The 22,081-nt window shown below is 60.7% G+C and carries 20 protein-coding genes; 13 read left to right on the top strand and 7 right to left on the bottom strand.

Going from position 1 to position 22,081, the window contains the following annotated elements; all coding sequences use genetic code 11:
• Nucleotides 1-39: 39 nt before the first annotated feature.
• Together H7850_RS07960 and lexA are read right to left on the bottom strand one after the other, a co-directional pair.
• Entirely contained in the window at nucleotides 40-654 is a 615-nt protein-coding gene (locus H7850_RS07960) for an IMPACT family protein (protein ID WP_227368988.1), read from the bottom strand.
• Nucleotides 654-1,115 (bottom strand): transcriptional repressor LexA, encoded by a 462-nt coding sequence (gene lexA, locus H7850_RS07955; RefSeq protein WP_227368987.1) that lies wholly within the window; start codon nucleotides 1,113-1,115, stop codon nucleotides 654-656. The genes H7850_RS07960 and lexA overlap by 1 nt, the downstream gene beginning before the upstream one ends.
• Nucleotides 1,116-1,308: 193 nt before the next feature.
• Between lexA and ccmA the strand changes: the two genes are divergently transcribed.
• The 13 genes from ccmA (at nucleotide 1,309) to H7850_RS07890 (ending at nucleotide 15,980) form a co-directional block, all read left to right on the top strand.
• Entirely contained in the window at nucleotides 1,309-1,956 is a 648-nt protein-coding gene (gene ccmA, locus H7850_RS07950) for a cytochrome c biogenesis heme-transporting ATPase CcmA (RefSeq protein ID WP_227368986.1), read from the top strand.
• Nucleotides 1,957-2,655, top strand: coding sequence for a heme exporter protein CcmB (ccmB, locus tag H7850_RS07945; protein ID WP_227368985.1), 699 nt, complete (start codon nucleotides 1,957-1,959; stop codon nucleotides 2,653-2,655).
• Between the two features lie 12 nt (nucleotides 2,656-2,667).
• Nucleotides 2,668-3,417: a heme ABC transporter permease gene (locus tag H7850_RS07940; protein WP_227368984.1), complete on the top strand. Its 750-nt coding sequence runs from the start codon at nucleotides 2,668-2,670 to the stop codon at nucleotides 3,415-3,417.
• A gap of 2 nt (nucleotides 3,418-3,419) precedes the next feature.
• Entirely contained in the window at nucleotides 3,420-3,620 is a 201-nt protein-coding gene (gene ccmD, locus H7850_RS07935; protein WP_227368983.1) for a heme exporter protein CcmD, read from the top strand.
• Entirely contained in the window at nucleotides 3,610-4,053 is a 444-nt protein-coding gene (ccmE, locus tag H7850_RS07930) for a cytochrome c maturation protein CcmE (RefSeq protein WP_227368982.1), read from the top strand. The genes ccmD and ccmE overlap by 11 nt, the downstream gene beginning before the upstream one ends.
• Before the next feature lie 26 nt (nucleotides 4,054-4,079).
• A complete protein-coding gene (locus H7850_RS07925) occupies nucleotides 4,080-6,083 on the top strand; it encodes a heme lyase CcmF/NrfE family subunit (protein WP_227368981.1) in 2,004 nt (667 codons plus the stop codon).
• A complete protein-coding gene (locus tag H7850_RS07920; protein WP_227368980.1) occupies nucleotides 6,080-6,613 on the top strand; it encodes a DsbE family thiol:disulfide interchange protein in 534 nt (177 codons plus the stop codon). The genes H7850_RS07925 and H7850_RS07920 overlap by 4 nt, the downstream gene beginning before the upstream one ends.
• On the top strand, nucleotides 6,598-7,071 hold the full coding sequence (locus H7850_RS07915; RefSeq protein WP_227368979.1) for a cytochrome c-type biogenesis protein: 474 nt from the start codon (nucleotides 6,598-6,600) through the stop codon (nucleotides 7,069-7,071). Before H7850_RS07920 ends, H7850_RS07915 begins: the two co-directional genes overlap by 16 nt.
• Complete coding sequence (gene ccmI, locus H7850_RS07910; RefSeq protein WP_227368978.1) at nucleotides 7,068-8,315, top strand: c-type cytochrome biogenesis protein CcmI; 1,248 nt, start codon at nucleotides 7,068-7,070, stop codon at nucleotides 8,313-8,315. The genes H7850_RS07915 and ccmI overlap by 4 nt, the downstream gene beginning before the upstream one ends.
• 4 nt (nucleotides 8,316-8,319) lie before the next feature.
• A complete protein-coding gene (gene smc, locus H7850_RS07905; RefSeq protein WP_227368977.1) occupies nucleotides 8,320-11,814 on the top strand; it encodes a chromosome segregation protein SMC in 3,495 nt (1,164 codons plus the stop codon).
• Between the two features lie 195 nt (nucleotides 11,815-12,009).
• On the top strand, nucleotides 12,010-13,488 hold the full coding sequence (gene zipA / locus H7850_RS07900; RefSeq protein WP_227368976.1) for a cell division protein ZipA: 1,479 nt from the start codon (nucleotides 12,010-12,012) through the stop codon (nucleotides 13,486-13,488).
• Nucleotides 13,489-13,623: 135 nt separating this feature from the next.
• Nucleotides 13,624-15,717 carry an NAD-dependent DNA ligase LigA gene (gene ligA, locus H7850_RS07895; protein ID WP_227368975.1) on the top strand — a complete coding sequence of 698 codons (2,094 nt, stop codon included), beginning with the start codon at nucleotides 13,624-13,626 and terminating at the stop codon, nucleotides 15,715-15,717.
• Complete coding sequence (locus H7850_RS07890) at nucleotides 15,714-15,980, top strand: YheU family protein (protein WP_227368974.1); 267 nt, start codon at nucleotides 15,714-15,716, stop codon at nucleotides 15,978-15,980. The genes ligA and H7850_RS07890 overlap by 4 nt, the downstream gene beginning before the upstream one ends.
• A gap of 38 nt (nucleotides 15,981-16,018) precedes the next feature.
• On the opposite strand, the gene H7850_RS07885 is transcribed toward H7850_RS07890, so the two are convergent.
• From H7850_RS07885 to H7850_RS07865, 5 genes are all read right to left on the bottom strand, one after another.
• The gene (locus H7850_RS07885) at nucleotides 16,019-16,891 is read right to left on the bottom strand and encodes an MBL fold metallo-hydrolase (RefSeq protein ID WP_227368973.1); all 873 of its coding nucleotides are present in this window, start codon (nucleotides 16,889-16,891) and stop codon (nucleotides 16,019-16,021) included.
• A 102-nt stretch (nucleotides 16,892-16,993) separates the two neighbouring features.
• A complete protein-coding gene (mnmC, locus tag H7850_RS07880) occupies nucleotides 16,994-19,027 on the bottom strand; it encodes a bifunctional tRNA (5-methylaminomethyl-2-thiouridine)(34)-methyltransferase MnmD/FAD-dependent 5-carboxymethylaminomethyl-2-thiouridine(34) oxidoreductase MnmC (protein ID WP_413614145.1) in 2,034 nt (677 codons plus the stop codon).
• 169 nt (nucleotides 19,028-19,196) lie between these two features.
• Nucleotides 19,197-20,414: an acetate/propionate family kinase gene (locus H7850_RS07875; RefSeq protein ID WP_227368972.1), complete on the bottom strand. Its 1,218-nt coding sequence runs from the start codon at nucleotides 20,412-20,414 to the stop codon at nucleotides 19,197-19,199.
• Nucleotides 20,415-20,581: 167 nt separating this feature from the next.
• Nucleotides 20,582-21,763: an acetate/propionate family kinase gene (locus H7850_RS07870; protein WP_227368971.1), complete on the bottom strand. Its 1,182-nt coding sequence runs from the start codon at nucleotides 21,761-21,763 to the stop codon at nucleotides 20,582-20,584.
• Nucleotides 21,764-21,773: 10 nt separating this feature from the next.
• Nucleotides 21,774-22,073: a YciI family protein gene (locus H7850_RS07865; protein ID WP_227368970.1), complete on the bottom strand. Its 300-nt coding sequence runs from the start codon at nucleotides 22,071-22,073 to the stop codon at nucleotides 21,774-21,776.
• Nucleotides 22,074-22,081 lie beyond the last annotated feature (8 nt).

The following is a 22,081-nucleotide window of genomic DNA, read 5'->3' as shown; positions in this document are numbered from 1 at the left end:
CTACTGCGCTCGTGACGACCGCGCAAGCTCAGCGGTAACCTAGTCGAGTAGGGCGATGTTGCCTTTAAGCCGAGCTTCTAGCGGGGCGAGATCGATCGTGGTGTCGCTGGGCCAGCCGACGGTAAGAGTCACGCCGTCGCTGGTGTAATCGACGTTTTCGATGGGCGCGTCCTGCTCGGCAAACCAGGCGCGGGCCTCGGCTTCGCCGGCGAAGCCGACCTTGATGCGCAATACGCGGCGTTCGACAAAGTCGACGCTGGGCAGCGTTTCCAGTGCTTGCTGCACCACCTGGGAGTAGGCTCGGGCGAGGCCGCCGGTACCCAGTTTTGTGCCACCGAAATAGCGCGTCACCACACAGCCGATCTGGCCGAATCCAGAGCCTTCAAGCACATGAAACATCGGTCGCCCCGCGGTGCCGCCGGGTTCGCCGTCATCGGAAAAACCGATGGCGTTCTGCTCCCCGGGCGAGCCCGCAATGAAGGCGCTGCAGTGATGGCTGGCATCCGGGAAGGCGCTCCGAGCCCGGGCAAGCAGCGTATCGAATCCGACAACATTCGGTGCATGGGCTATCCAGGCGATGAAACGGCTGCGCTCGATCTCGATCTCGGCGACATGAACGTCTGCCTCGGCGAGCTTGGGGATCGGGTAGCGCATCAGGCGGCGATACTCTCGGTTCGTACCACCCCCATGACCAGTCCGAGCACCTGGACGTCGTCGTTTTTCAGGAAGATGGGTGCCATGGTCTCGTTGGCGGGCTGCAGGCGCACCCCGGATTTGTCGATATAGAGCTTTTTGAGGGTAACTTCCTGGCCATTGATCATGACCACCGCGGTCTCGCCGTTTTCGGCGCTCTCATGGCGTTCGATGATGATCACGTCGCCATCACGAATGTTGCAGTCGATCATCGAATTGCCGCGTACCCGCAGCGCATAGGTATTGCGTCGTACCATGCGGGAAGGTACCTGTACGCTGTCCTGATCCGGACACGCCTCGATGGGCAAGCCAGCCGCCACCTGGCCAAGCAGAGGGATGTCGACCAGATCGTTATCGTCGATCTCTTCCCAGGCGCCTTCCTGTAACGGAAGGTTGGGCAAGCGGTGCAGATAGTGATACATGGTCTTCTCCAGTCGCGTTGGACAATGCTCTCGCGGCATCATAGCAAGTGCCGTGCATGGCGGAAATGCGCCGGGTTCCACGCCCTTGCAACAAACGCTGCGGCGGCTGCGACGCGCTGACGCAACGCCCCGGCTGGCCGCAAAATGGCTTTCCCTGTAAAGTGCCTCGTTGATTACTTGTGGTGGGGTTCGAGTGACATTTTGTCTTGAAGCACGTGGGTTGACCTGTGAACGCGATGATCGACGCCTGTTTCAGGCGCTGGATCTGGACGTGGGGCCTGGCGAGGTGCTGCGTGTCGAAGGTCCCAACGGCAGCGGCAAGACGACACTGCTCAAGATACTTTCAGGCCAGCTGACGGATTATGAAGGTGAACTGCGCTGGTGCGGCCAGCCGATGCGCAAGGCTCGCATCGCCTTTCTCGCCAATCTTCTTTATCTGGGGCACTCTCCCGGCATCAAAACGGCGCTGACCGCTCTGGAAAATCTGGTATGGTATCAGGCGCTTAGTGGCGAGCATGGCGGTGAAGCCGAGCGTCTGGCAGTATTGGAAGAGATAGGGCTCTACGGTTTCGAGGATGTACCGGTGGCGCAACTCTCCGCGGGCCAGCAGCGCCGGGTAGCCCTCGCCCGACTGACCTTGACCCAGCGCCCGCTATGGGTGCTCGATGAACCCTTTACCGCTATCGACAAGCAGGGCGTCGCGCGGCTGGAGCAGCGTCTCCTGGCCCATGCTCGCGCCGGGGGCAGTGTAATTCTGACCACCCATCATGAGCTTGCGCCGCTTGGAGAGTTGCGACGCATCACCTTGGGGCAGGCGGAACGCAACGGGGCAGGAGTATGAATGCAGGTCATTGAACCCAAAGTGGAACTCTGGGTTGCCGTTCGCGCGACCATCAAGCGGGACATGACCTTGGTACTGCGTCGGCGCAGTGAGGTGATCAATCCGCTGGTGTTCTTTGCCTTGGTCATCACGCTGTTTCCGCTGGGTATTTCGCCGGATCCTCAGATGTTGGCCGCTATCGCGCCAGGGCTTTTATGGGTCGCGGCACTGCTTGCGACCCAATTGTCACTAGATACACTGTTTCGCAGCGATTACGACGATGGCAGCCTTGAGCAACTACTGCTTTCACCTCAGCCGCTACCAGCGCTGGTGTTGTCGAAGACGCTGGTACACTGGCTACTCACCGGCTTGCCCCTGGCCCTTATGGCGCCACTACTGGGATTGATGCTGGCGTTGCCTGGCCAAAGCTATGTAGTGCTGGCGTTTTCGCTGGCCTTGGGCAGTGCCAGTCTGAGTCTCATCGGTGCCATCGGCGCTGCATTGACCGTAGGGCTATCAAGAGGCGGCGTACTGCTGTCGCTGCTGGTCTTGCCGCTTTATATTCCGGTGCTGATCTTCGGTGCCGGGGCGGTACAAGTAGTGACTCTTGGCGGTAACGCCGCCCCGTACCTGGCAATTCTCGGCGCTCAGTTGTGCCTGGCACTAATGCTGGCACCCTGGGCCATCGCGGCGGCACTTCGCATCAGTATCAACGGTTGAGGAAGTAACGGCATGTGGGCCTTCATACACAAGCTGGGTTCGCCCAAATGGTTCTACGTCATCAGCAGCAGGCTTCAGCCCTGGTTCTGGGGGTTGGCGATTCTGCTGCTATTGGTGGGCAGTGTCTGGGGCCTTGCCTTTGCGCCCTCGGACTATCAGCAGGGCAATAGTTTTCGCATCATCTATGTGCACGTACCGGCAGCCATTCTTGCCCAGTCCTGCTTTGTCGCCATGGCGGTCTCCGGTGTCATCTTTCTGGTCTGGAAGATCAAGATTGCGGATATGGCCGCCACGGTCATCGCGCCATTCGGCGCCGCCATGACGTTTGTCGCGCTGTTTTCCGGCGCGGTTTGGGGCATGCCGACCTGGGGTACCTGGTGGGTGTGGGATGCGCGCCTGACCTCGATGCTGATTCAGCTGTTCCTGTATCTGGGCGTGATTGCGCTACGCGGTTCTTTCTCCAGCCGGGACAGCGGTGCCCGGGCGGCATCGGTGCTGGCCCTGGTGGGTGTGGTCAACATTCCCATCATCAAATACTCCGTGAACTGGTGGAACACCCTGCATCAGCCTGCAACTTTTACGCTAACCGAACGCCCGGCGATGCCAATGGACATGTGGCTGCCGCTGTTGATCATGGTGGCGGGTTTCTACTGCTTTTTCATCGCGCTGACCCTGACCCGTACTCGCAACGAGATACTGCGCCGGGAGTCCGCCAAGCGCTGGGTGCGCGAGCTTGTCGTTGATAACGGTAGGAGAGGATAATATTGGCCTTCGATTCATTCTCGGCGCTGCTGGCGATGGATGGTCATGCAGCCTATGTGTGGTCCGCCTGGGGGCTGACCGCCCTGTTATTGATTGCAAGCGCGCTTCATGCGCGCACGGAACGACGTCATCTGATGCAGAATCTCAAACGACGTCAGCGCCGGGAACATCACGCCGACCGGGGGAATGCTCATGAATCCTAAGCGCAGGCAGCGCCTCATGATACTGCTTGGACTGGCCACGTTGGCGGCGATCGCAGTGGGGTTGGTGCTGTATTCGTTAAGCAGCAATATCAATCTTTTCTTCAGCCCGGAACAGATCGCCAAGGGCGAAGCACCTCTCGAGCGCCAGATTCGTGCCGGCGGCATGGTCAAGGAAGGCAGCGTACAGCGTGACAAGGAGAGTCTCGATGTCTCCTTCGTGGTGACCGATTACGAGAACGACCTGGAGGTATACTACAGCGGTATCTTGCCGGATCTTTTTCGCGAAGGCCAAGGTGTAGTCGTGGTCGGCAAACTCGAGGAGGGCGGCATGCTGCGTGCCGGCCAGGTATTGGCCAAACACGATGAGAACTACATGCCACCGGAAGTGGCCGAAGCCATGCAGGGCAAGATGCCGACAGAAACGCTTGAATAGATCCGTTCAAGGATCCTGGAGCCCCCATGCTTAGCAAGATCATTCCCGAACTCGGTCATTTTGCGCTGATTCTGGCGCTACTCATGGCCCTGGTTCAGGCCGTGGTACCCATGGCCGGCACAATGACCCGGCGCCCTCTCTGGATGGCCTTCGCCAAGCCCCTGGCGAGTGGCCAGTTCCTGTTCCTGGCGATCGCTTATCTATGTCTGACCGCGAGCTTTCTGTTGGATGACTTCAGCGTCGCCTATGTCGCCAACAACTCCAACTCGATGCTGCCCTGGTATTACAAAACGACCGCGGTATGGGGCAGTCACGAGGGCTCGGTGCTGCTGTGGAGCCTGATGCTGGGAGGCTGGGGCTTTGCGGTTAGCCAGTGTTCAAGCCAGCTGCCCCGGGACATGGTGGCCCGGGTATTGTCGGTGATGGGCATGGTGTGTGTCGGCTTCCTGCTGTTCGTGCTGATCACTTCCAATCCCTTCGAGCGCTTGCTGCCGAACATGCCCCAGGATGGAGCCGACCTCAATCCGCTGCTGCAGGACTTCGGCCTGGTCATTCACCCCCCCATGCTCTACATGGGCTACGTGGGCTTCTCCGTGGTCTTTGCCTTCGCTATCGCCGGGCTGATCGGTGGACGACTCGATGCGGCCTGGACCCGTTGGGCGCGGCCCTGGACCAATCTCGCCTGGGCCTTTCTCACCGTGGGCATCGCCCTGGGTAGCTGGTGGGCCTACTACGAACTTGGCTGGGGCGGCTGGTGGTTCTGGGACCCGGTGGAAAACGCCTCCTTGCTGCCCTGGCTTGCGGGCACCGCCCTGATCCATTCACTTGCGGTGACGGAAAAGCGCGGCAGCTTCAAGAGCTGGACGCTGCTGCTGGCCATCACCACCTTCTCGCTATCCCTGCTGGGCACCTTCCTGGTGCGCTCCGGGGTGTTGACCTCGGTGCATGCCTTCGCCAACGACCCGGCCCGGGGCACCTTCATTCTTGTGTTGCTCGGGTTGACGGTCGGGCTTTCGCTGCTGGTATTCGCACTGCGCGCGCCCCGGGTCAGTCACAGCATCGGCTTTACCTGGCTCTCCCGGGATGCGCTGCTGCTGGTCAACAACATCCTGCTGGTGATCATGACCGTGACCGTACTACTAGGAACGGTCTATCCGCTGCTGCTCGATGCTCTGGGGCTGGGCAAGATCAGTGTGGGCCCTCCGTACTTCAATGCGCTGTTCGTGCCGCTGACCGGCCTGCTGTGCGTCTTCATGGGGCTTGGCCCGTCCTCGCGCTGGAAGCAGATGAGCGGCCGGGAGCTGTTCAAGCGTCTGCTGGGGGCCGGCATCTCTGCCGTGGTCATCGCCGCGGTGGCCCCATTTGTCTATGGCGGGCAGTGGAACCTGTGGGTGTCGCTAGGGCTGGTGATGGCGCTGTGGATCGTGCTTTCCCTGGGCCGGGATCTGTTCGACAAGGTGCGTAACGCCTCGAATCTCGGCGTTGGCATGAAGCGTCTGTCTCCCGCCTATTGGGGCATGGTAGTGGGCCACATGGGGCTGGCGGTGACCATCATCGGCGTGACCATGGTGTCGAACTACAACATCGAGCGTAACGTGCGTCTGGCGCCGGGCGATAGCGTCGAAGTCGCCGGCTATACCTTTGCTATGCAGGGCTTGCGAGAGCGCCGTGGGGCCAACTTCATCGCCGATACCGCCACCATCGACGTCAGTCGCAACGGCGAACATCGCTTCACCATGCATCCCGAGAAGCGCCTCTATCTGGCCCGGGGCATGCCGATGACGGATGTGGCGCTAAGACCCGGCCTGCTGCGGGATCTGTATGTTGCCCTGGGCGAAGATCTGGGGGATGGGTCCTGGGCGCTGCGGATTCAGTTCAAGCCCTTCGTGCGCTGGCTGTGGCTGGGGGCACTGCTCATGGCGGCAGGCGGAATGCTGGCGGTGGTGGATAAACGCTATCGGCGGGTGAAGCGCCGTGCTCAGCAACCCGTGGCCTCCGATGCATCGGGTTTCAAGGAGGCTCAGGCATGAAGCGTCGTCTGTTTCTGCTGATTCCCCTTGTGTTGTTCGTCGTGCTGGCGGTATTCCTGTATCGCGGACTGGCACTGGACCCCAGTGCGCGAGACTCGTCATTGCTGGGTCAGCCATTTCCGAGCTTTACGCTATCGACCCTGGAAGATCCGGAACGCCAGGTGGATGAATCCTTGCTCAAGGGCGAGACGACCCTGGTCAATGTGTGGGGGGAGTGGTGCCCCACCTGCAAGCAGGAAATGCCGCAGCTGCTGGCGCTGGAAAAGCGTGGCATTCGCCTGGTCGGTGTCGATTACAAGGACACGCGGGAAATGGGTCACGAATTCCTCGAGAAATTCGGCAATCCCTTCGAGGTCAACGTCTTCGACCCGGAAGGAGCGCTAGGCTTCGATCTTGGCGTCTACGGTGCTCCGGAAACCTTTCTGGTCGACGCGGACGGTATCATCCGTTATCACCATACCGGGTACATCAGACCCGAAGATATCGAGCAGACGATCGTGCCGGAGGTGGAAAAATGGCGTGCCGACTGATCCAGGCCCTGGCGCTGTTGCTTTGTCTGTCGTGGTCCGCCACGACCCTGGCGGCTATCGAAGTGCGCGAGTTCGACAGCCCCGTACAGAAGCAGCGCTACGACTCCTTGAACGGTTCTCTGCGTTGCCCTAAATGCGAGAATCAGGCTATTGGGGACTCCGAGTCCCCAATAGCCGGTGACATGCGCGAGCGCGTCTATCAGCTGCTGCAGGATGGTCGTTCCGATATCGAAATTCAGAATTACATGACCGAACGCTTCGGTGACTTCGTGCTCTATAACCCCCGGCTAACCGGACGAACCTGGCTGCTGTGGGGCTTGCCCGCCGCGCTGGTCCTGCTTGGCGCCATCATTATCGGCTTCATCGTAAGGACACGCCGGCGCGCCTCCAATCATGCGCTCAGCGCCGCGGAGCGGGAACGCCTCGATGCGCTGGTCAATCGCGAGAGGACGCAATGAATCTGTTGTGGATAGCTTTTGCTCTGCTGCTGCTGCCTGCCTTGTGGATCGTTGCCTGGCCGCTGCGACGCGCTCAGGCAGTGCGCGATGCGCAGCACGCCTATGAAGTCGAAGAGAGCAACGATGCTCAGAACGTTGCGATCTACCGCCGTCGTCTGGCCTCCCTGGAACAGGCCCTTGCCCAGGGTGAGATCGATGCCAAGCGCTTTGAAGAGAGTCGTCTGGAGCTGGATCGCAGCCTGCTCGAGGATACCGAGGCGCAGCGTCGTTCCCCCCTCAAGGCCGCGAAAGCCGGCCGGTGGGCGGTATTGGTGACGATGATTGCGCTGGTGGCCGGGAGCGTGCTCTGGTATCAGCAGGAAGGTGCCGAGGACGATCTGGTTCTGTATGCCATTCAGCATGAGGTAATGAATGCACCGGATGGCTCCAGGGCGATGCTGGTCGAGCGCCTTGAGGGTCAGATAGCGCAGCAGCCGGACAATCCCAAGCTGTGGATGGCGCTGTTTCCGCTCTATCGCGACAGCGGTCGATTCGATGCCGCAATCGATGCGCTCCAGCGGCTAATCACGCTGGAAGGACGCCAGACAGAGTTGCTGGCGCAGCTAGCGCAAATGAAGTTTTTCGCTGCGGATAGAAAGCTGACCGGCGAAGTAAAGGAGTTGGCCGACGAAGTGCTGGCCAAGGCGCCACGTCAGCCGACGGTGCTGGGGCTGCTGGGTATCGAAGCTTTCGAGGGTGGCCGCTACGAGCAGGCTATCGCCCACTGGCGCGAAGCCATTGCCGGTTTCAACGACGAGGCCGCCGCCGAAGTATTGCGTAACGGTATCGCCATCGCTCAACAGCGTCTGGGCATTACGCCGGAACGTGCCAGCGTCGTATCCAGCACCGAAAACGGGCCATCGCTTGCAGTCAAGGTCAGCCTGGAAAAAGGGCTCAAGGAACGGGTGGCCCCCGAGGATACGGTGTTCGTGGTAGCGAGGGATACCGCCGGCGAACTACCTCCTCTGGCGCTGGAGCGGGCCACCGTCGCCGATCTGCCCCTCGAGGTAACCTTGGACGACAGCGATGCCATGGCCCCCAGCGCGCGTCTTTCCCTGGTCGATGAGGTGCAGCTGACGGTGCGGGTTTCATCCTCGGGACAGGCCATGGCGCAACCCGGCGATCTGACCGGTCAGGCAGGCCCGATAAAGCTGGGCGACCGGAACGGCCCGGTTGAAATCACCATCGACCGGGTCGTAGATTGATTCAATGCGTCTGACGTCCATTCGCCTTGCGGGTTTCAAGTCCTTTGTCGATCCGGTGACGGTGCCTTTCGATGGCAACATGACCGCCATCGTCGGCCCCAACGGCTGCGGCAAGTCCAACGTCATCGATGCGGTGCGCTGGGTGATGGGGGAGTCCTCCGCCAAGACCCTTCGCGGCGAGTCCATGACCGATGTCATCTTCAATGGCTCCACGGGCCGCAAGCCGGTGGGTCAGGCCTCCATCGAGCTGTACTTCGACAACCGCGACGGCAGCATGGGCGGGGCCTATGCCCAGTACGCCGAGATCGTGGTCAAGCGGGTGGTGACCCGGGACAGCCAGTCGAGCTATTTCTTCAACAATCAGAAATGTCGGCGGCGTGATATCGCCGACCTGTTCCTGGGCACCGGCCTGGGGCCGCGCTCCTACGCCATCATCGGTCAAGGCATGATCTCGCGCCTGATCGAGGCGCGCCCGGAAGATCTGCGCTCGACCCTCGAAGAAGCCGCGGGTATTTCCAAGTATAAGGAGCGCCGCCGGGAAACCGAAAACCGCATGCGCCGCACCCAAGAGAACCTCGAGCGCCTCGACGACATTCGCGAGGAACTCGACAAGCAGCTCGAACGCCTGAAACGCCAAGCGGAAGCCGCGCGCCGCTACCAAACCCTGAAGAACGAAGAACACCGGCTCAAGGGCGAGCTTGCAGTGCTGCGCGGCCGATCGTTGCGGGCCCAGCAAGGTGAGCAGGAAAGCCGCGTACGGGAACTGGAAACCCAGGTCGAGCGGGAAATTCTGGGCAGCCGGCAGTGCGAGCGCCAGCTCGAGGAGTCCCGGCTGGAGCATGATCGGTTGGCGGAACAGCTCGAGGCTCATCAGGCACGTTTCTACGAAACCGGTGCCGCTATCGCGCGTCTCGAACAGCATCTTGAACATGCCCGGAGTCAGGAGCAGCGTCTTGCCCGGGAGCTGGAATCCGCGCGGCGCGAGCTGGTTGAACTCGATCGCCTTGGAAGCGAGGACGATACCCGGCTTGCAAGCCTCGATGAACGTCTTGAAACCCTGGGGCCAGAGCAGGAAGAAACCGCAGAGTCCCTGGCGGAACTCGATGCGGCGCTGGAAGAAGCGGAGCAGGCGTTCGAGGAGGCTCGGGAGCGCTGGGAGGCCTTCAGTGAACAGGATCGCGAAACCAGCCGTGAGGCCGAGCGTTCCCAGGATGGCGTGCGCCATTTGGAACGTCAGCTTCAGACGCTGACCGACGATGCCCAACGCCGTCGGCAGCAGCGCAGCGAGCTGCCGGAGCAGGGTGAACTGCGCGAGCGGCGGGAAGAGTTGAGCGAGCAACTGGCCGAGATCGATTTGCAGCTCAAGGAACTGGAAGCGCAGCGTGAGACGTTGCAGGCCGAACGCGCCCGGAACCGGGATACGCTTGGCGAGACTGAAAACGCGCGGGAAGATGCTCGCCAGCAACGCAGTCAGCTGCAAGGCGAACTGGCCTCCCTTGAGGCGCTGCTGGCGGCGGGTTTGAACGATGGCGGCCAGACGCTCGATGCGTTGCTGGAGCGGCACGGCTTGGCATCGGCGCCACGGCTGGCGCAGCGCATGCGGGTCGAGCCCGAGTGGGAGCAGGTGGTGTCCTGGGTGCTGGCGCCTTGGCTCAACGCGCGCCTGGTGCCGGAGATGCAGCGTCAGGTGCTTGCGGACTCTCACGGTGACAGTGAACTGGCACTGCTTACGGAGTCGCTCTATCCCGCGCCCGGTCATAGCCTTGCTGCCCAGGTCGAAGGTGCCGGCGCCGCCGGTCAGCTACTGGCCACTATCCACTGCGCCAAGGATCATGCCGACGCCTGGGCGCGTCTCGAGACGCTGGGGCCAAACGAGAGCGTGGTGACCGCGGATGGTCTCTGGCTGGGCCACGATTGGGCTCGCCGCCACGGTTCTGGCGACAACACGGACAGCATCATGACCCAGCAGCGGCGTCGGGATGCAGTCGAGGCGTCTCTAGAAGATGTCGCGGGTCGGCTCGACGAACAGGAAGCGCAGCTGGCGGAGGCTCAAAACCGGGAAGCGCAGCTCGAGGCCTCCCTGGAGCAGTGCCGGAGCAGCGAGCGGGATCAGCAGCAGCGTCGCCAGCAATTGGCGTTGCAGGAAGCCAACCTTGCGTCGCGACTGGAACATGTCGATGCGCGCCGTCGCGATCTCGACGCCGAGCTTGAGGATATCGACAAACGCCACGAAGCGTGCGCGCTGGAACTGGAACAGGCCCGCGAGCGGTGGCAGCAGGCGATGGCGCTCCTCGAACAGAGTAGCCAAGGCCGCGAAGGACTTGAGCGGGCACGTCGCGATACTCAAGAAGCCCTTGCCGGCCTGCGCAGTCGTCAGCGCCCCTTGCAGGAGCGGAGCCAGCAACTGGCGTTGGAGTATCAGCGCCTGACCACGGAGCGCAGCGGTCTCGATCAGCAGCGAATGCGCAGCAGTGAGACACGTACTCGCCTCGAAGAGAAGTGTGCCGAGTTCGAAGAGCAGCGGGAAGTGCTGCGTGAGCCCGAAGAGGAAAGCCGTGAGCAGCTGGATGAGCTTTTGCACCAGCGATCCAAAGAGGAACAGGCGCTCACCGCCTGTCGCGACGAGGCGCAGCAGCTAGCCGAGCGCCTGCGTGAAACAGAAGTTGCCCGTCAACAGCACGAGCGCAACCTGGAAGGCATCCGCAGCCGGCTCGAAGAGGCGCGCATGCAGGTCCAGGCGCTCAGGTTGAAGGCAGATGGCCAGGACGAGGCGTTAGGTGAGCTAGGTCTCGACGGCCAGGATCTCGAGGCGTCTCTTGACCCTAATGCCACCGAGTCTGCCTGGCAGACGCGTCTTGAAAATACCGGCGACAAGCTGCGACGCCTGGGTGCCATCAATCTTGCAGCAATTGAGGAATATGATCAGCAGGCGGAGCGGCGAAATTACCTCGAGGCTCAGCATGCCGAACTGAGCGAGGCTCTCGAAACGCTTGACCGGGCAATTCGCAAGATCGATCAGGAAACACGGACACGTTTCAAGCAGACATTCGATCAGGTCAATCAAGGATTTTCGCACCTTTTCCCCAAGGTCTTTGGTGGTGGTAGCGCATGGTTGACGCTGACCGGAGAGGATTTGCTGGAGACCGGCGTCGCTATAATGGCGCGTCCTCCCGGAAAGAAGAACAGCACCATTCATCTGCTCTCCGGCGGGGAAAAGGCACTGACTGCCTTGGCGCTGGTTTTCGCGATCTTCCAGCTCAACCCGGCGCCGTTCTGCATGCTCGATGAGGTGGATGCGCCTCTGGATGATGCCAATGTCGGCCGTTATGCGGCACTGGTGAAGGACATGTCAGACTCTGTACAATTCATCTATATCACCCACAACAAGATCGCCATGGAAGCGGCGGATCGATTGATGGGGGTGACCATGCAAGAACCGGGAGTTTCGCGTCTTGTATCCGTGGGAGTCGACGCGGCGGTGGCATTGGCTGAAGCATAGAAAACTTGCACAAAAAGTCTAAAAGAGTTAACAACGCTCTTATTGGTGGGGTTTGGGACAAATGAAGGGCGATTGCGTAGGGCTAAAGTAAAACTTGACATTCAAAAAAACTAGCCCATTTTCTTGGCAATCGCGTTATGCTATCGAATACACACGTCATAGGCATGGCGCCTTAGCAAACAGGCAAGACGATCCATGGAATTAAGAGAGTGGTTGATCATACTGGGGTTGGTTCTGGTGACCATCATCGTTGTCGATGGTGTACGTCGCTTGCAGCGTCAACGCAAAGTCCCCCGGCTCGATCATGGGCAGCGACATGAACCACAAGATGATAGTGGCGTGGGCGTAGATAGCGCAGCTGTTGCCAATCCTGATCCCGAGGCCGCCGCGCGAGAAGCCGAGGCCAACTGGGAGTTACCCAACGGGGGCGCTCGGGTGATCAAGCCTGCGGCTCAGCCAACGGTTGCTCCCAAGCCCAAGCTCCAGCGTCAAGAGCATCCAGGACCGTCGAAGGTCTTTTCCCGCATGGCCCAGGAGCAGGATGCGACTACCGCTGCATCGTCGCGAGCCTCCGTCAAAAGCGCCTCTACCAAGAATACACCTGTCACAAACACGGCTTTCAAAGAAGAGCAGCGCTCGCCGGAGCCCGCTGCCCCTTCGCAGGCCGCATTTCGCCCCGAAGCTGAATCAAGTGCCGACAATAAAGATCATCTGTCCCTGAAAGGCCGCGATGATGCTCAACGGCCCCCTCGGCAGAACCAGACATCATCGAGTTCTTCTGCTTACCAGACGCTTTCAGCCGTCGATGAAGGAGACGAACAAAGCGCCTTCAGTCGCACTGGTATGGCCGCTGCGCTGCGTAGTGGCGGTCAGCGTGTGTCGCAGTCGATGCAGCGAATGTCCTCCGCGTTTCAACGCCAGGACGAATCCTCGACGCCTCACCGCGAGCCCTCCCTGGGCAATACCGAGGGTTTTTCCGAGGATGCCCCTGAACGCTTCAAAGAGGAGCGTGGTGACACGCCACAGCCCCAGTACGATGCCCAGCATCAGGCGCATATCGACAGCGCACCAGTCACCGACGAGGTTGCACAGGATCAGGCGGTCGATGCACAGCCTGAAGATGCGCCGCCTCTTTCCTTGCAGGAAGAAGAGCGTGCCGCTTCTCACCCGGTAGTGGAAAAGGCGCAGCGCCATCACGTCAGCGCCGAACGTGCCAGGGAAACGCTGGCTCACGCGGAAGAAATCATCGTCATCAGCGTAATGGCACGCACCGAGGAAGGTTTCGCAGGGGCGAACCTGCTCAATCTGATGCTTGCCTGTGGCCTACGCTACAGCGAAATGGGCATCTTCCTGCGTTACGAAACCGAAGAGGCTGAAAGCGAATTGCAGTTTGCCATGGTAGATGTGGTCAAGCCCGGCACCTTCGACCTTGAAAACATGGATGATTTCTCTACCCCGGGTGTGACCTTCTTGATGCCGCTGCCAGGGGCCACGGATGCCAGCGCCGCCTTTGAAGCGATGGTGGAAACTGCCATGGTGCTGGTGCGCAATCTGGGCGGTGAACTCAAAGACGAGAACCGCAGTGTCATGACCGCGCAAACCGTCGAGTTCGCGCGTCAGCGCGTGCAGGAGTTTGGGCGCCGGCATCGGTTGCATCGCTATCAGGCCAACTGATTCGTTTGCTTTCTTGAATGCCGTATCGACGGGGCCGCCAGGCCCCGTCTTCTTTTGTAAGGGCTAACATTTTGCGAGGACCGTACGGCCCGCCTTACAATGCACTTTTACCGCGCTGAGACCGGCATAACCCGCATGAGCCAGAAGCCCCCTGAAACGCCCGAGCTTTTTGAAGAGATCGCGCAGCTGCGTACCGAACTCGATGAGGCCAACTATCGCTACTATGTGCACGATGATCCCACGCTGACCGATGCGGATTACGATCGGCGTCTGCGTCGTCTGCAAGAGCTCGAGTCCCGGCATCCTGATCTGATCGCGCCGGATTCTCCTACTCAGCGGGTGGGTGCCGCCCCCGCCGAGGGCTTTCCGGAAGTCAAACACGCCGTACCGATGCTTTCTCTGGACAACGCCTTCAACGACGAAGAAATCATGGCCTTCGTCAAACGGGTCAATGAACGCCTTGAACGGGACAGTGACGATTTGACCTTCTGCTGTGAGCCCAAGCTCGATGGGCTGGCGGTGTCTCTGGTGTATGAAAATGGCGCGCTGGTTAGTGGCGCGACTCGCGGTGACGGTCGTACCGGCGAAGGTATTACGTCGAACTTGCGCACCCTGCGCTCGATTCCGCTCAAGCTGCGCGGTGAATCGATCCCTCAACTGCTCGAGGTGCGAGGCGAAGTCTATATAAGTCATTCGGGTTTCGAGGCGCTCAATGAGCGCGCTCGGAAGGAGGGCAGCAAGGTATTTGCCAACCCCCGCAATGCCGCTGCCGGCAGCCTGCGTCAGCTCGACCCCCAGGTCACGGCACAGCGGCCTCTGGAGTTCTGCGCCTATCAGGTGGCCCGTATCGATGACTATAACGCCCCAATGACTCACTCGGCGCTCATGGCGCGTTTGCGGGAATTCGGTTTTCGTACCAATCCCGAGCTTGACCGAGTCCAGGGCAGCGCCGCGCTGCTTACGTATTGCCAGCATCTGGGCGAGAAACGCGAGCGGCTGGATTACGATATTGATGGGGCCGTCATCAAGGTGGATGAACTGCGTCTGCAGCGGGAGCTGGGCTTCGTTGCCCGGGCGCCGCGCTGGGCCATTGCCTACAAGTTCCCGGCCCAGGAGCAAACCACCTGGCTCAAGGCAGTGGAGTTCCAGGTCGGGCGCACCGGGGCGATCACGCCGGTGGCACGACTCGATCCGGTCACCGTGGCCGGTGCCCTGGTCTCCAATGCCACACTGCACAACCAGGACGAGATCGTGCGTCTTGGTGCGATGATCGGTGACCGGGTGGTCATCCGCCGCGCCGGGGATGTGATTCCTCAGGTGGTGAGAGTCATCGAGGATGAACGGCCTGAAGGCGTCTTGCCGATCGAGTTTCCCAGGCACTGTCCAGTCTGCGGTTCCGACGTCGAGCGCATCGACGGCGAGGCGGTGGTGCGCTGCCCGGCGGGGCTTTTCTGCGCTGCTCAGCGCAAGGAGGCACTCAAGCATTTCGCCAGTCGTCGCGCGCTGGATATCGACGGCTTGGGGACCAAGATCATCGACCAGCTTATCGAGCGAGAATGGGTCAAGACCCCCGCGGATCTTTTTCATTTGAAAGCGCAGGCGCTGGCGGAGCTGCCGCGCTTGGCGGAGAAATCCGCACAGAATCTGATCGATGCCCTAGAGAAATCTCGCCATACGACCTTGCCTCGATTCATCTATGCGCTGGGCATTCGCGAGGTAGGCGAGGCAACGGCGGGTAATCTGGCCCGGCATTTCGGTACCCTTGAGGCACTGATGCAGGCGGCACTTGCCGATCTTGAAGCCGTCGAGGATGTAGGGCCGGTGGTGGCCGCCCATGTGCACGCCTTCTTCAACGAGCCCCACAATCGCGAGACAGTGGCGCAACTGATCGACGCCGGGGTGCGGTGGGAAGAAGCGGAAGTGAGCGCGCGACCTCAGCCCTTGCTGGGGCAGACCTGGGTGCTCACCGGCACTCTGGAGAGCATGACCCGGGATGAAGGCAAGGCGCGGCTTCAGGCCTTGGGAGCCAAGGTTTCCGGCAGCGTCTCGAAGAAGACTGCCGGGGTGGTTGCCGGCCCGGGTGCCGGCAGCAAGCTGGCCAAGGCGGAAGAGTTGAACGTTGACGTATTCGATGAAGCGTCTTTTCTGTCCCGGCTCGCTGCTTGGGAAAGTGGGGCAAGTAGGGAAAGCGGGGAGAGCGAACAGCCCAGTAACGAGGAATCCGCATGAGCCGCTTCGTGGAAGTACCCCATCGTATGCTGCCCGGTGAGACGCTGGACGCACTGCTCGAGACCTTCGTCACCCGGCAGGGCTATGACACCACCGATACCGGGGAGGGCATGACCGGCTGGGTGACGGAGCTCAAGCGTCAGCTCGAACGCAGTGAACTCCTCGTCGTTCACGACTTGCAGACCGAGACCACCGAGATCATGACCCTGGCCCAGTGGCGGGCCTTTGGAAGGGATCTGGCGGATGATGAGGAAGAGGGCTAGGGGCTGCTAGCCCCCGGCCCCATTGTCACGGGTTTTCTTTACACGCCGTCGTAGATGATTTCGATCCAGCGGTCTGCGGTAAATGTGCCGTCGCCCCATTCTTCTTCCAGATCCGCCAAAGGCTGCTCGGCGACGGCTTCTTCGGCGCTCAGACCTTTTGACTTGAGTTTCCCAAGTCGCTGCTGAACCGTAGTCAGCATATCCCGGTAGGTTTGCACGTCCTGCTTGCTCGCCAAGGGGCCATGACCCGGAATAATGCGCGTGTCGTCATCCGCCAGCGCCAGAACACGTTCCGTCGCGGCGATCATGCCTTTCAGTGTGCCGCCGTGCGCCGTATCGATAAACGGGAAAAAGCCATTGAATACCGTATCGCCGGTATGAATGACGTTGGTGTCGCGGAAATACACGATGCTGTCACTGTCGGTGTGCGCATCGGGGACGTGCTCGATGTCGATGTCCTCGCCGTTCAGATGAAAGCTGATGTCGCGGCTGAAGGTGATGACCGGCAGAGCAGCGCCGCTCTGGGGTGCCATGGTCATGTCGAACGCCTTGATTTCGCTGCCTTCCGCAAGCCGTTGACGCACCCTTTCATGGGCGACAATGGTGCTGCCTGTTTTTCCCAGGTTTTCGTTGCCGCCGGTGTGATCGCCATGAAAATGCGTATTGATCAGAAAGGTTGGGGGACTGCCGCCGAGCGAATCGATCTCCGCCAATATCGCATCAGTCAACGGCGCGAACTTGTCGTCGATCATGAAGGTGCCGTCATCACCGATCAGCACACCAACATTGCCACCTTCGCCGGTCAACATATGGATGGGGCCGCGGACCTCGACGCTCTCGATCTGCTGAGCCCCGACGGTAGAAGTGAACGCAAGGGTTAACCCTGCAGCGAGCAATGGAAGTAAGCGCATTATGGTGTCCTTACCTAGTTTGCGGGAATAGGAATTATTTCAGATTAGATAGCAACCTGTCAGTTCAGCGTATCATTGCGCGCATGTTCTTCATGCCTATTTCTAACCGCCGCGAATGATCTCGGCGATCAACCGTCGCCCAGGATGCAGGTGATCCACGAGTTCGCGCTCCAGTGGCATGGGCTCGTTGCAGATGCGCGATGCCAGCACTTCGGCGCACAGCGGCGCACTGGCAAGGCCGCGTGAGCCATGAGCGGCGCTGATCCACAGCCCAGGGTGGTGCTGGCCGGCAACGGCCGGGGCGCGCCGTGCGTTTTTCTGTAATGCGGCGTAATCCCGGCGCCAAGCCAGTGCATCCGGTGCTGGGCCGGCATAGGGCGATTTGTCCGGGCTGGCGGCGCGTAGACTGGCGCGACCCTGCAATCGCGCTGGCTCGAATTCAACATCGTTGGCGCGCAATTCTTGCGTATAGGCGGGCAGCATGCGTTCGAACTCCCCCAGATTCGTGGCGTTGTCTGCTTCACGCAGATCGCTCTGAGTATCGCCCGGGGCAAAGGTGGCCCCGAAGGTCTGTATACCCTCAAGCACCGGCAGGGCGTAACCGCCGGCGCAGATCACCCGCGTCAGTGAAGCGATAGAAGCGTCGGAAGGTAGCTGCAGCTCGCTGACCTGACCGCGTATCGGCTTCAGCGGCAGCCACTCGAGAGGCGAGAAATCTGGCGCCTGCCAGGCATTGGCCACCACGACCTGATCGACGCTCAAACTATTCCCATCCGCCAATCCAAGCCTCCAGCCGGCGTCATGATGTTCCAGCGTCACGACCTCGGCCTGACGAAAGACAATGTCGGCATGGGCGGCAAGGCGCTGACACAGGGCCGCTGGACGCACCCAGCCGGCCCTCGGATAGTCCAGGCCGCCGTGAGTCAAAGCCACGCCGGCGCGCTGGCTGGCCTGCGCCGGCGTAACCCCTTCAACGAGGCTCGCAGGCAGCGCGTGATTACGCAGGAAGGTTGCCTGGCGTCGCGCTTCCTTGTCGGTCATGGCCAGTTGCAGCACGCCACAGTCATTCCAAAGCCAGCGCTCGGGATCGAGGCGTTCGAGCAATCGCCGGGTATACAGTAGCCCAGCCAGATAGAAACGGCTCTGCAGATTGGTCTCCGCAGCCAGTTTGACGTATAGCGCCCCCTGACGGTTGCCCGAAGCGCCGGTACCGGGCACTTCCCGGTCGATCAGCGTGATCCGCACACCGCGTCGTGCCAGCGCCTCGGCAGTACTGGCGCCGGCCAGCCCCGCGCCGACTATCGCCACATGCCGAGCTGGCTGATGAGATGGCGGTGTAAACCAGGGAGTATGCTGGCGTAAGCTATCCGATGATGGGACGGCGATATGACCGCGCAGCATCTCGCGTTTACGCCCGAAGCCTGGCGCTTTCATCCACGCGAACCCTGCCGCTTTGAGGCCGCGCTTGACGATACCCGCGCAGGTGAAGGTGGCAAAGGTCGCCTCGGGATGACTGCGATGGGCCATGGCCTGAAACAGCGCCGGCTGCCACATGTCCGGGTTTTTCGAGGGGGCAAAACCATCGAGGAACCAGGCATCGACGCATCCGTCCAGGTGCGTCAAGCACTCGACGCTGTCGCCAAGGTGCAGGTCGAGCGTTACCCGGTTGGACAGTATCAGACGATGCACGCCACGCACCGGCTCCGGCCATTGGTTGACCAGGGCGCGCGCGCGCTCGGCGAATTCGGGCCAAGCGGTCAGCGCGCGTTTCAGGTCGCCCTGGGTGAGAGGATGTTTTTCCGTGGAAACCAGATGCAGGCGTGCGCCTTCAGGCGCATGGGTATCGAAGCAGGCCCAGGCACACAGCATGTTCAAGCCGGTGCCGAAGCCGGTTTCGCCAATTACGAAAGGGCGGGTGCTCTGCCAGCCGGCAAACCGTTCGGGAAGCTGATTGCCTTGGATGAATACGTGTTCAGTCTCGGCGCGACCGTCCTGCCGCGAGAAGTAGACGTCGTCGAAGGCCAGGGAGTAGGGCGCATCGGGCATGCCGTCAGCGCCGGCCCAGTTCAGGCGGGCGCTTTCCAGTTCGGTCAACGATCCCGTCAAGTCATAAAATGGGCTGCGGTGCTCATTCACAACGGTATCTCCGATAGCGAGTGTGATCAATTATTGAACAAAATCGCCGAGCTCCCATGTCCAATGGCCTCGCGGCAAAAGCGCGCTGGCTTTCAACAGACTTACTCACAGCAACTGTGAGTAACCCTTGCGGATTTATGCACAGGGGTGAATATCCATGCTGTACGCGCTATACAGCGGCGGCTGCCGTGGCGCCCTGAGTCAAGGGACCGCGCCGAGTCAAGAGACGCGTATGTTCGGCGATGATGCCTTCTTCATCCGTGGGAATAACGAAAACCGGCAGATCGCTATCGTCGGTGCTTATACGCACTTCACCGGCCTCGTTGGCCACCGGGTCAAGACGCATGCCCAGCCAGGCAAGTTTCTTGATGACTTCTTCCCGAATCAGGGGGGAGTGCTCCCCGATACCCGCGGTGAAGACGAACCCATCCAGGCCGCCCATCTGAGCGATGAGAGACCCTGCATTGGAGACGATACTGTGCACGAACAGATCGATGGCCTCCCGGGCGTGAGGGTCGTCGCTTGCCACCAGGTCACGCATGTCGTCGCTGATGCCGGAGACGCCCAGCAGCCCCGACTCTCGGCGCAGCATCAACTCCACTTCCTGGGCATTCATGCCTTGATGGCGAATCAAATGCAGAATGAGACCGGGGTCGACGCTGCCGCAGCGCTTGCCCATCATCAGGCCGTCCAGCGCGGTGAATCCCATGGTGGTGGCGACACTATGGCCTTTGTGAATGGCGCACAGGCTGGCCCCGTGGCCCAGGTGGGCGACGATGAAGCGCCCGTTGGCTTTTGGGCCGGCATGGCGTGGCAGGGTGCTGGCGATATATTCGTAGGAGAGACCGTGAAATCCATAGCGCACCATGCCTTGCTCCGCAAATCGCCGGGGCAGGGCGAAGGTCTGGGCGACCTTGGGTTGGCTGCGGTGGAAGGCGGTGTCGAAGCAGGCAACCTGCGGGATTTGCGGCCAGGTGTCTCGAATGGCGTGAATGCCGCTCAAGTTGTGCGGCTGGTGCCCCGGCGCCAGCTCGCTCAAGCTGTGCAGGGTCTCCAACGTATCGTCATCGATCAGGATCGGGGTATCGAAGTAGCGGCCCCCGTGCACGACCCGGTGACCCGCCGCGACGATGTTCAGCGCCGGCATTTCGTGACGCAGACGTTTCAGCATCCAGCGGATCAGCGGGCCGTGGGTCTGCGGCATATCCTCTGCGTCCAGAGTTACGGTTTCCCCAGCGGCACTGCCCAGTTTGGCCTCATAAAACGGCGCGCCGCCGATACCCTCGATACTGCCTTTCCACAGCATGGTGGCGGGTGCATCGAAGGCGTAAGCAGCAGCTTTGACGGAAGACGATCCGGCATTGAGAACGAGCATGACATCTATCATTGAAAATCCTTGAAATGAAGGATGTGTAAGATCGCGGCGCGCAGTGCTAAAGCAGATGGACGTGCTGATACCGCGTTTCTTAGCAGGTTAAATGATATGTCATATTATACAAAAGTCGAATAGATAGCCCTAGTAGCGCTATTTCCGAAACCGTATTGAAAGCAGCATCAGTCGTTCATTATCAATTGTCGCGTGTCTCGGGCGATAACTGCTTCTTCGTTCGTGGCGATGACGTGGACCGGTAGCGCACTGTCCGGCGTACTGATACAGGAGGCGCCCTGAACGTTGGACTGTTCATCGACTTGTACGCCCATCCAGGCAAGGCCTTCCATGATCCGCGCGCGAATTTCAGGGGAGTGCTGCCCGATTCCGGCGGTAAAGACCAGACCATCCAATCCTTTCAGCTGCGCAATGAGAGCGCCAATCTGTGAAAGGGCGCGATAGACGAATAGCTCCACGGCATCCTTTGCCCGCGGCTCGTCGTTATCCACCAGATCGCGCATATCATCGCTGATACCCGAGACGCCAAGAAGCCCCGACTTCTGACTGAGCAAGGTGGCGACCTGGGGCAGGCTCATACCCCGATCTCGCAGCAAGTAGAGCACTACTCCAGGATCGATATCGCCGCAGCGCTTGCCCATTACCAGGCCGTCCAGGGCGGTGAATCCCATGCTGGTCGCGATGCTTTTCCGATGGCGCATGGCACAGAGACTTGCCCCGTGGCCCAGGTGCGCGACGATGATGCGGCCCTCGGCGCGTTCGCCCAAATACTCGGGTAGCACACTGGCAATGTATTCGTAGGACAGGCCGTGAAATCCATAGCGCAGCACGCCTTCCTCGGCGAGTTGATGGGGCAGAGCAAAAAGCTGCGCAATGCGCGGCTGGGTGCGGTGAAAGGCGGTATCGAAGCAGGTTACCTGAGGTATCTCGGGCCAGACCTCGGTGACCGCCTGAATGCCCGCCAGATTGTGCGGCTGATGGCTGGGCGCCAGAGTGCTGAGACCATGCAGTTCTTCTAACACCTGGGGAGTTACACGCACCGGCGCGCTGTAATTATGACCGCCATGGACGACACGGTGTCCCGCCGCGATTACATCAAGCCCCGGCTGCTCCTGTTGCAGACGCTGCAACAGCCATTCGATCAAGGGCTTATGTTTCTGCGTGATCTCCGTTGGCACGCTCGTTTGCTCACGAGCTCGACCATCCGAGCGGGATTCGTACATCGCGGTCCGGCCGATACCATCGATCTCGCCTTTCCACAGCGGTTTCTTCTTGTGCTCAGCCAGTTCGTAGACGGCTGCTTTGATCGAGGAAGAGCCGGTGTTGACTACAAGAACCACGTCCGTCATGGGCCTGACCTCAGGGCAATACCTTCTTGAACGGTTTTACTGTCACCTTGGCGTAGACGCCGGCGTCAACATAAGGATCCGCATCCGCCCAGGTGCGGGCGGCATCCAGATCCTCGAACTCGGCGATCACCAGGCTGCCGCTGAAACCGGCATCTCCCGGGTTCTCTGCATCGACGGCGGGATGAGGGCCAGCGATCACCAGGCGTCCTTCGTTACGTAGCGCTTCCAAGCGTGCCAAGTGTTCCGGACGCGCGTGCTGGCGTTTTTCCAGGCTGTCCTTCACGTCTTCACTGATGATGGCATAAAGCATGGTGGAGT

Source organism: Halomonas sp. M20 (genome assembly GCF_020622265.1).
Classification (GTDB): Bacteria; Pseudomonadota; Gammaproteobacteria; order Pseudomonadales; family Halomonadaceae; genus Modicisalibacter.
Note: the sequence above shows the minus strand (reverse complement) of the source record. Positions and strands in the feature narration are given on the sequence as shown.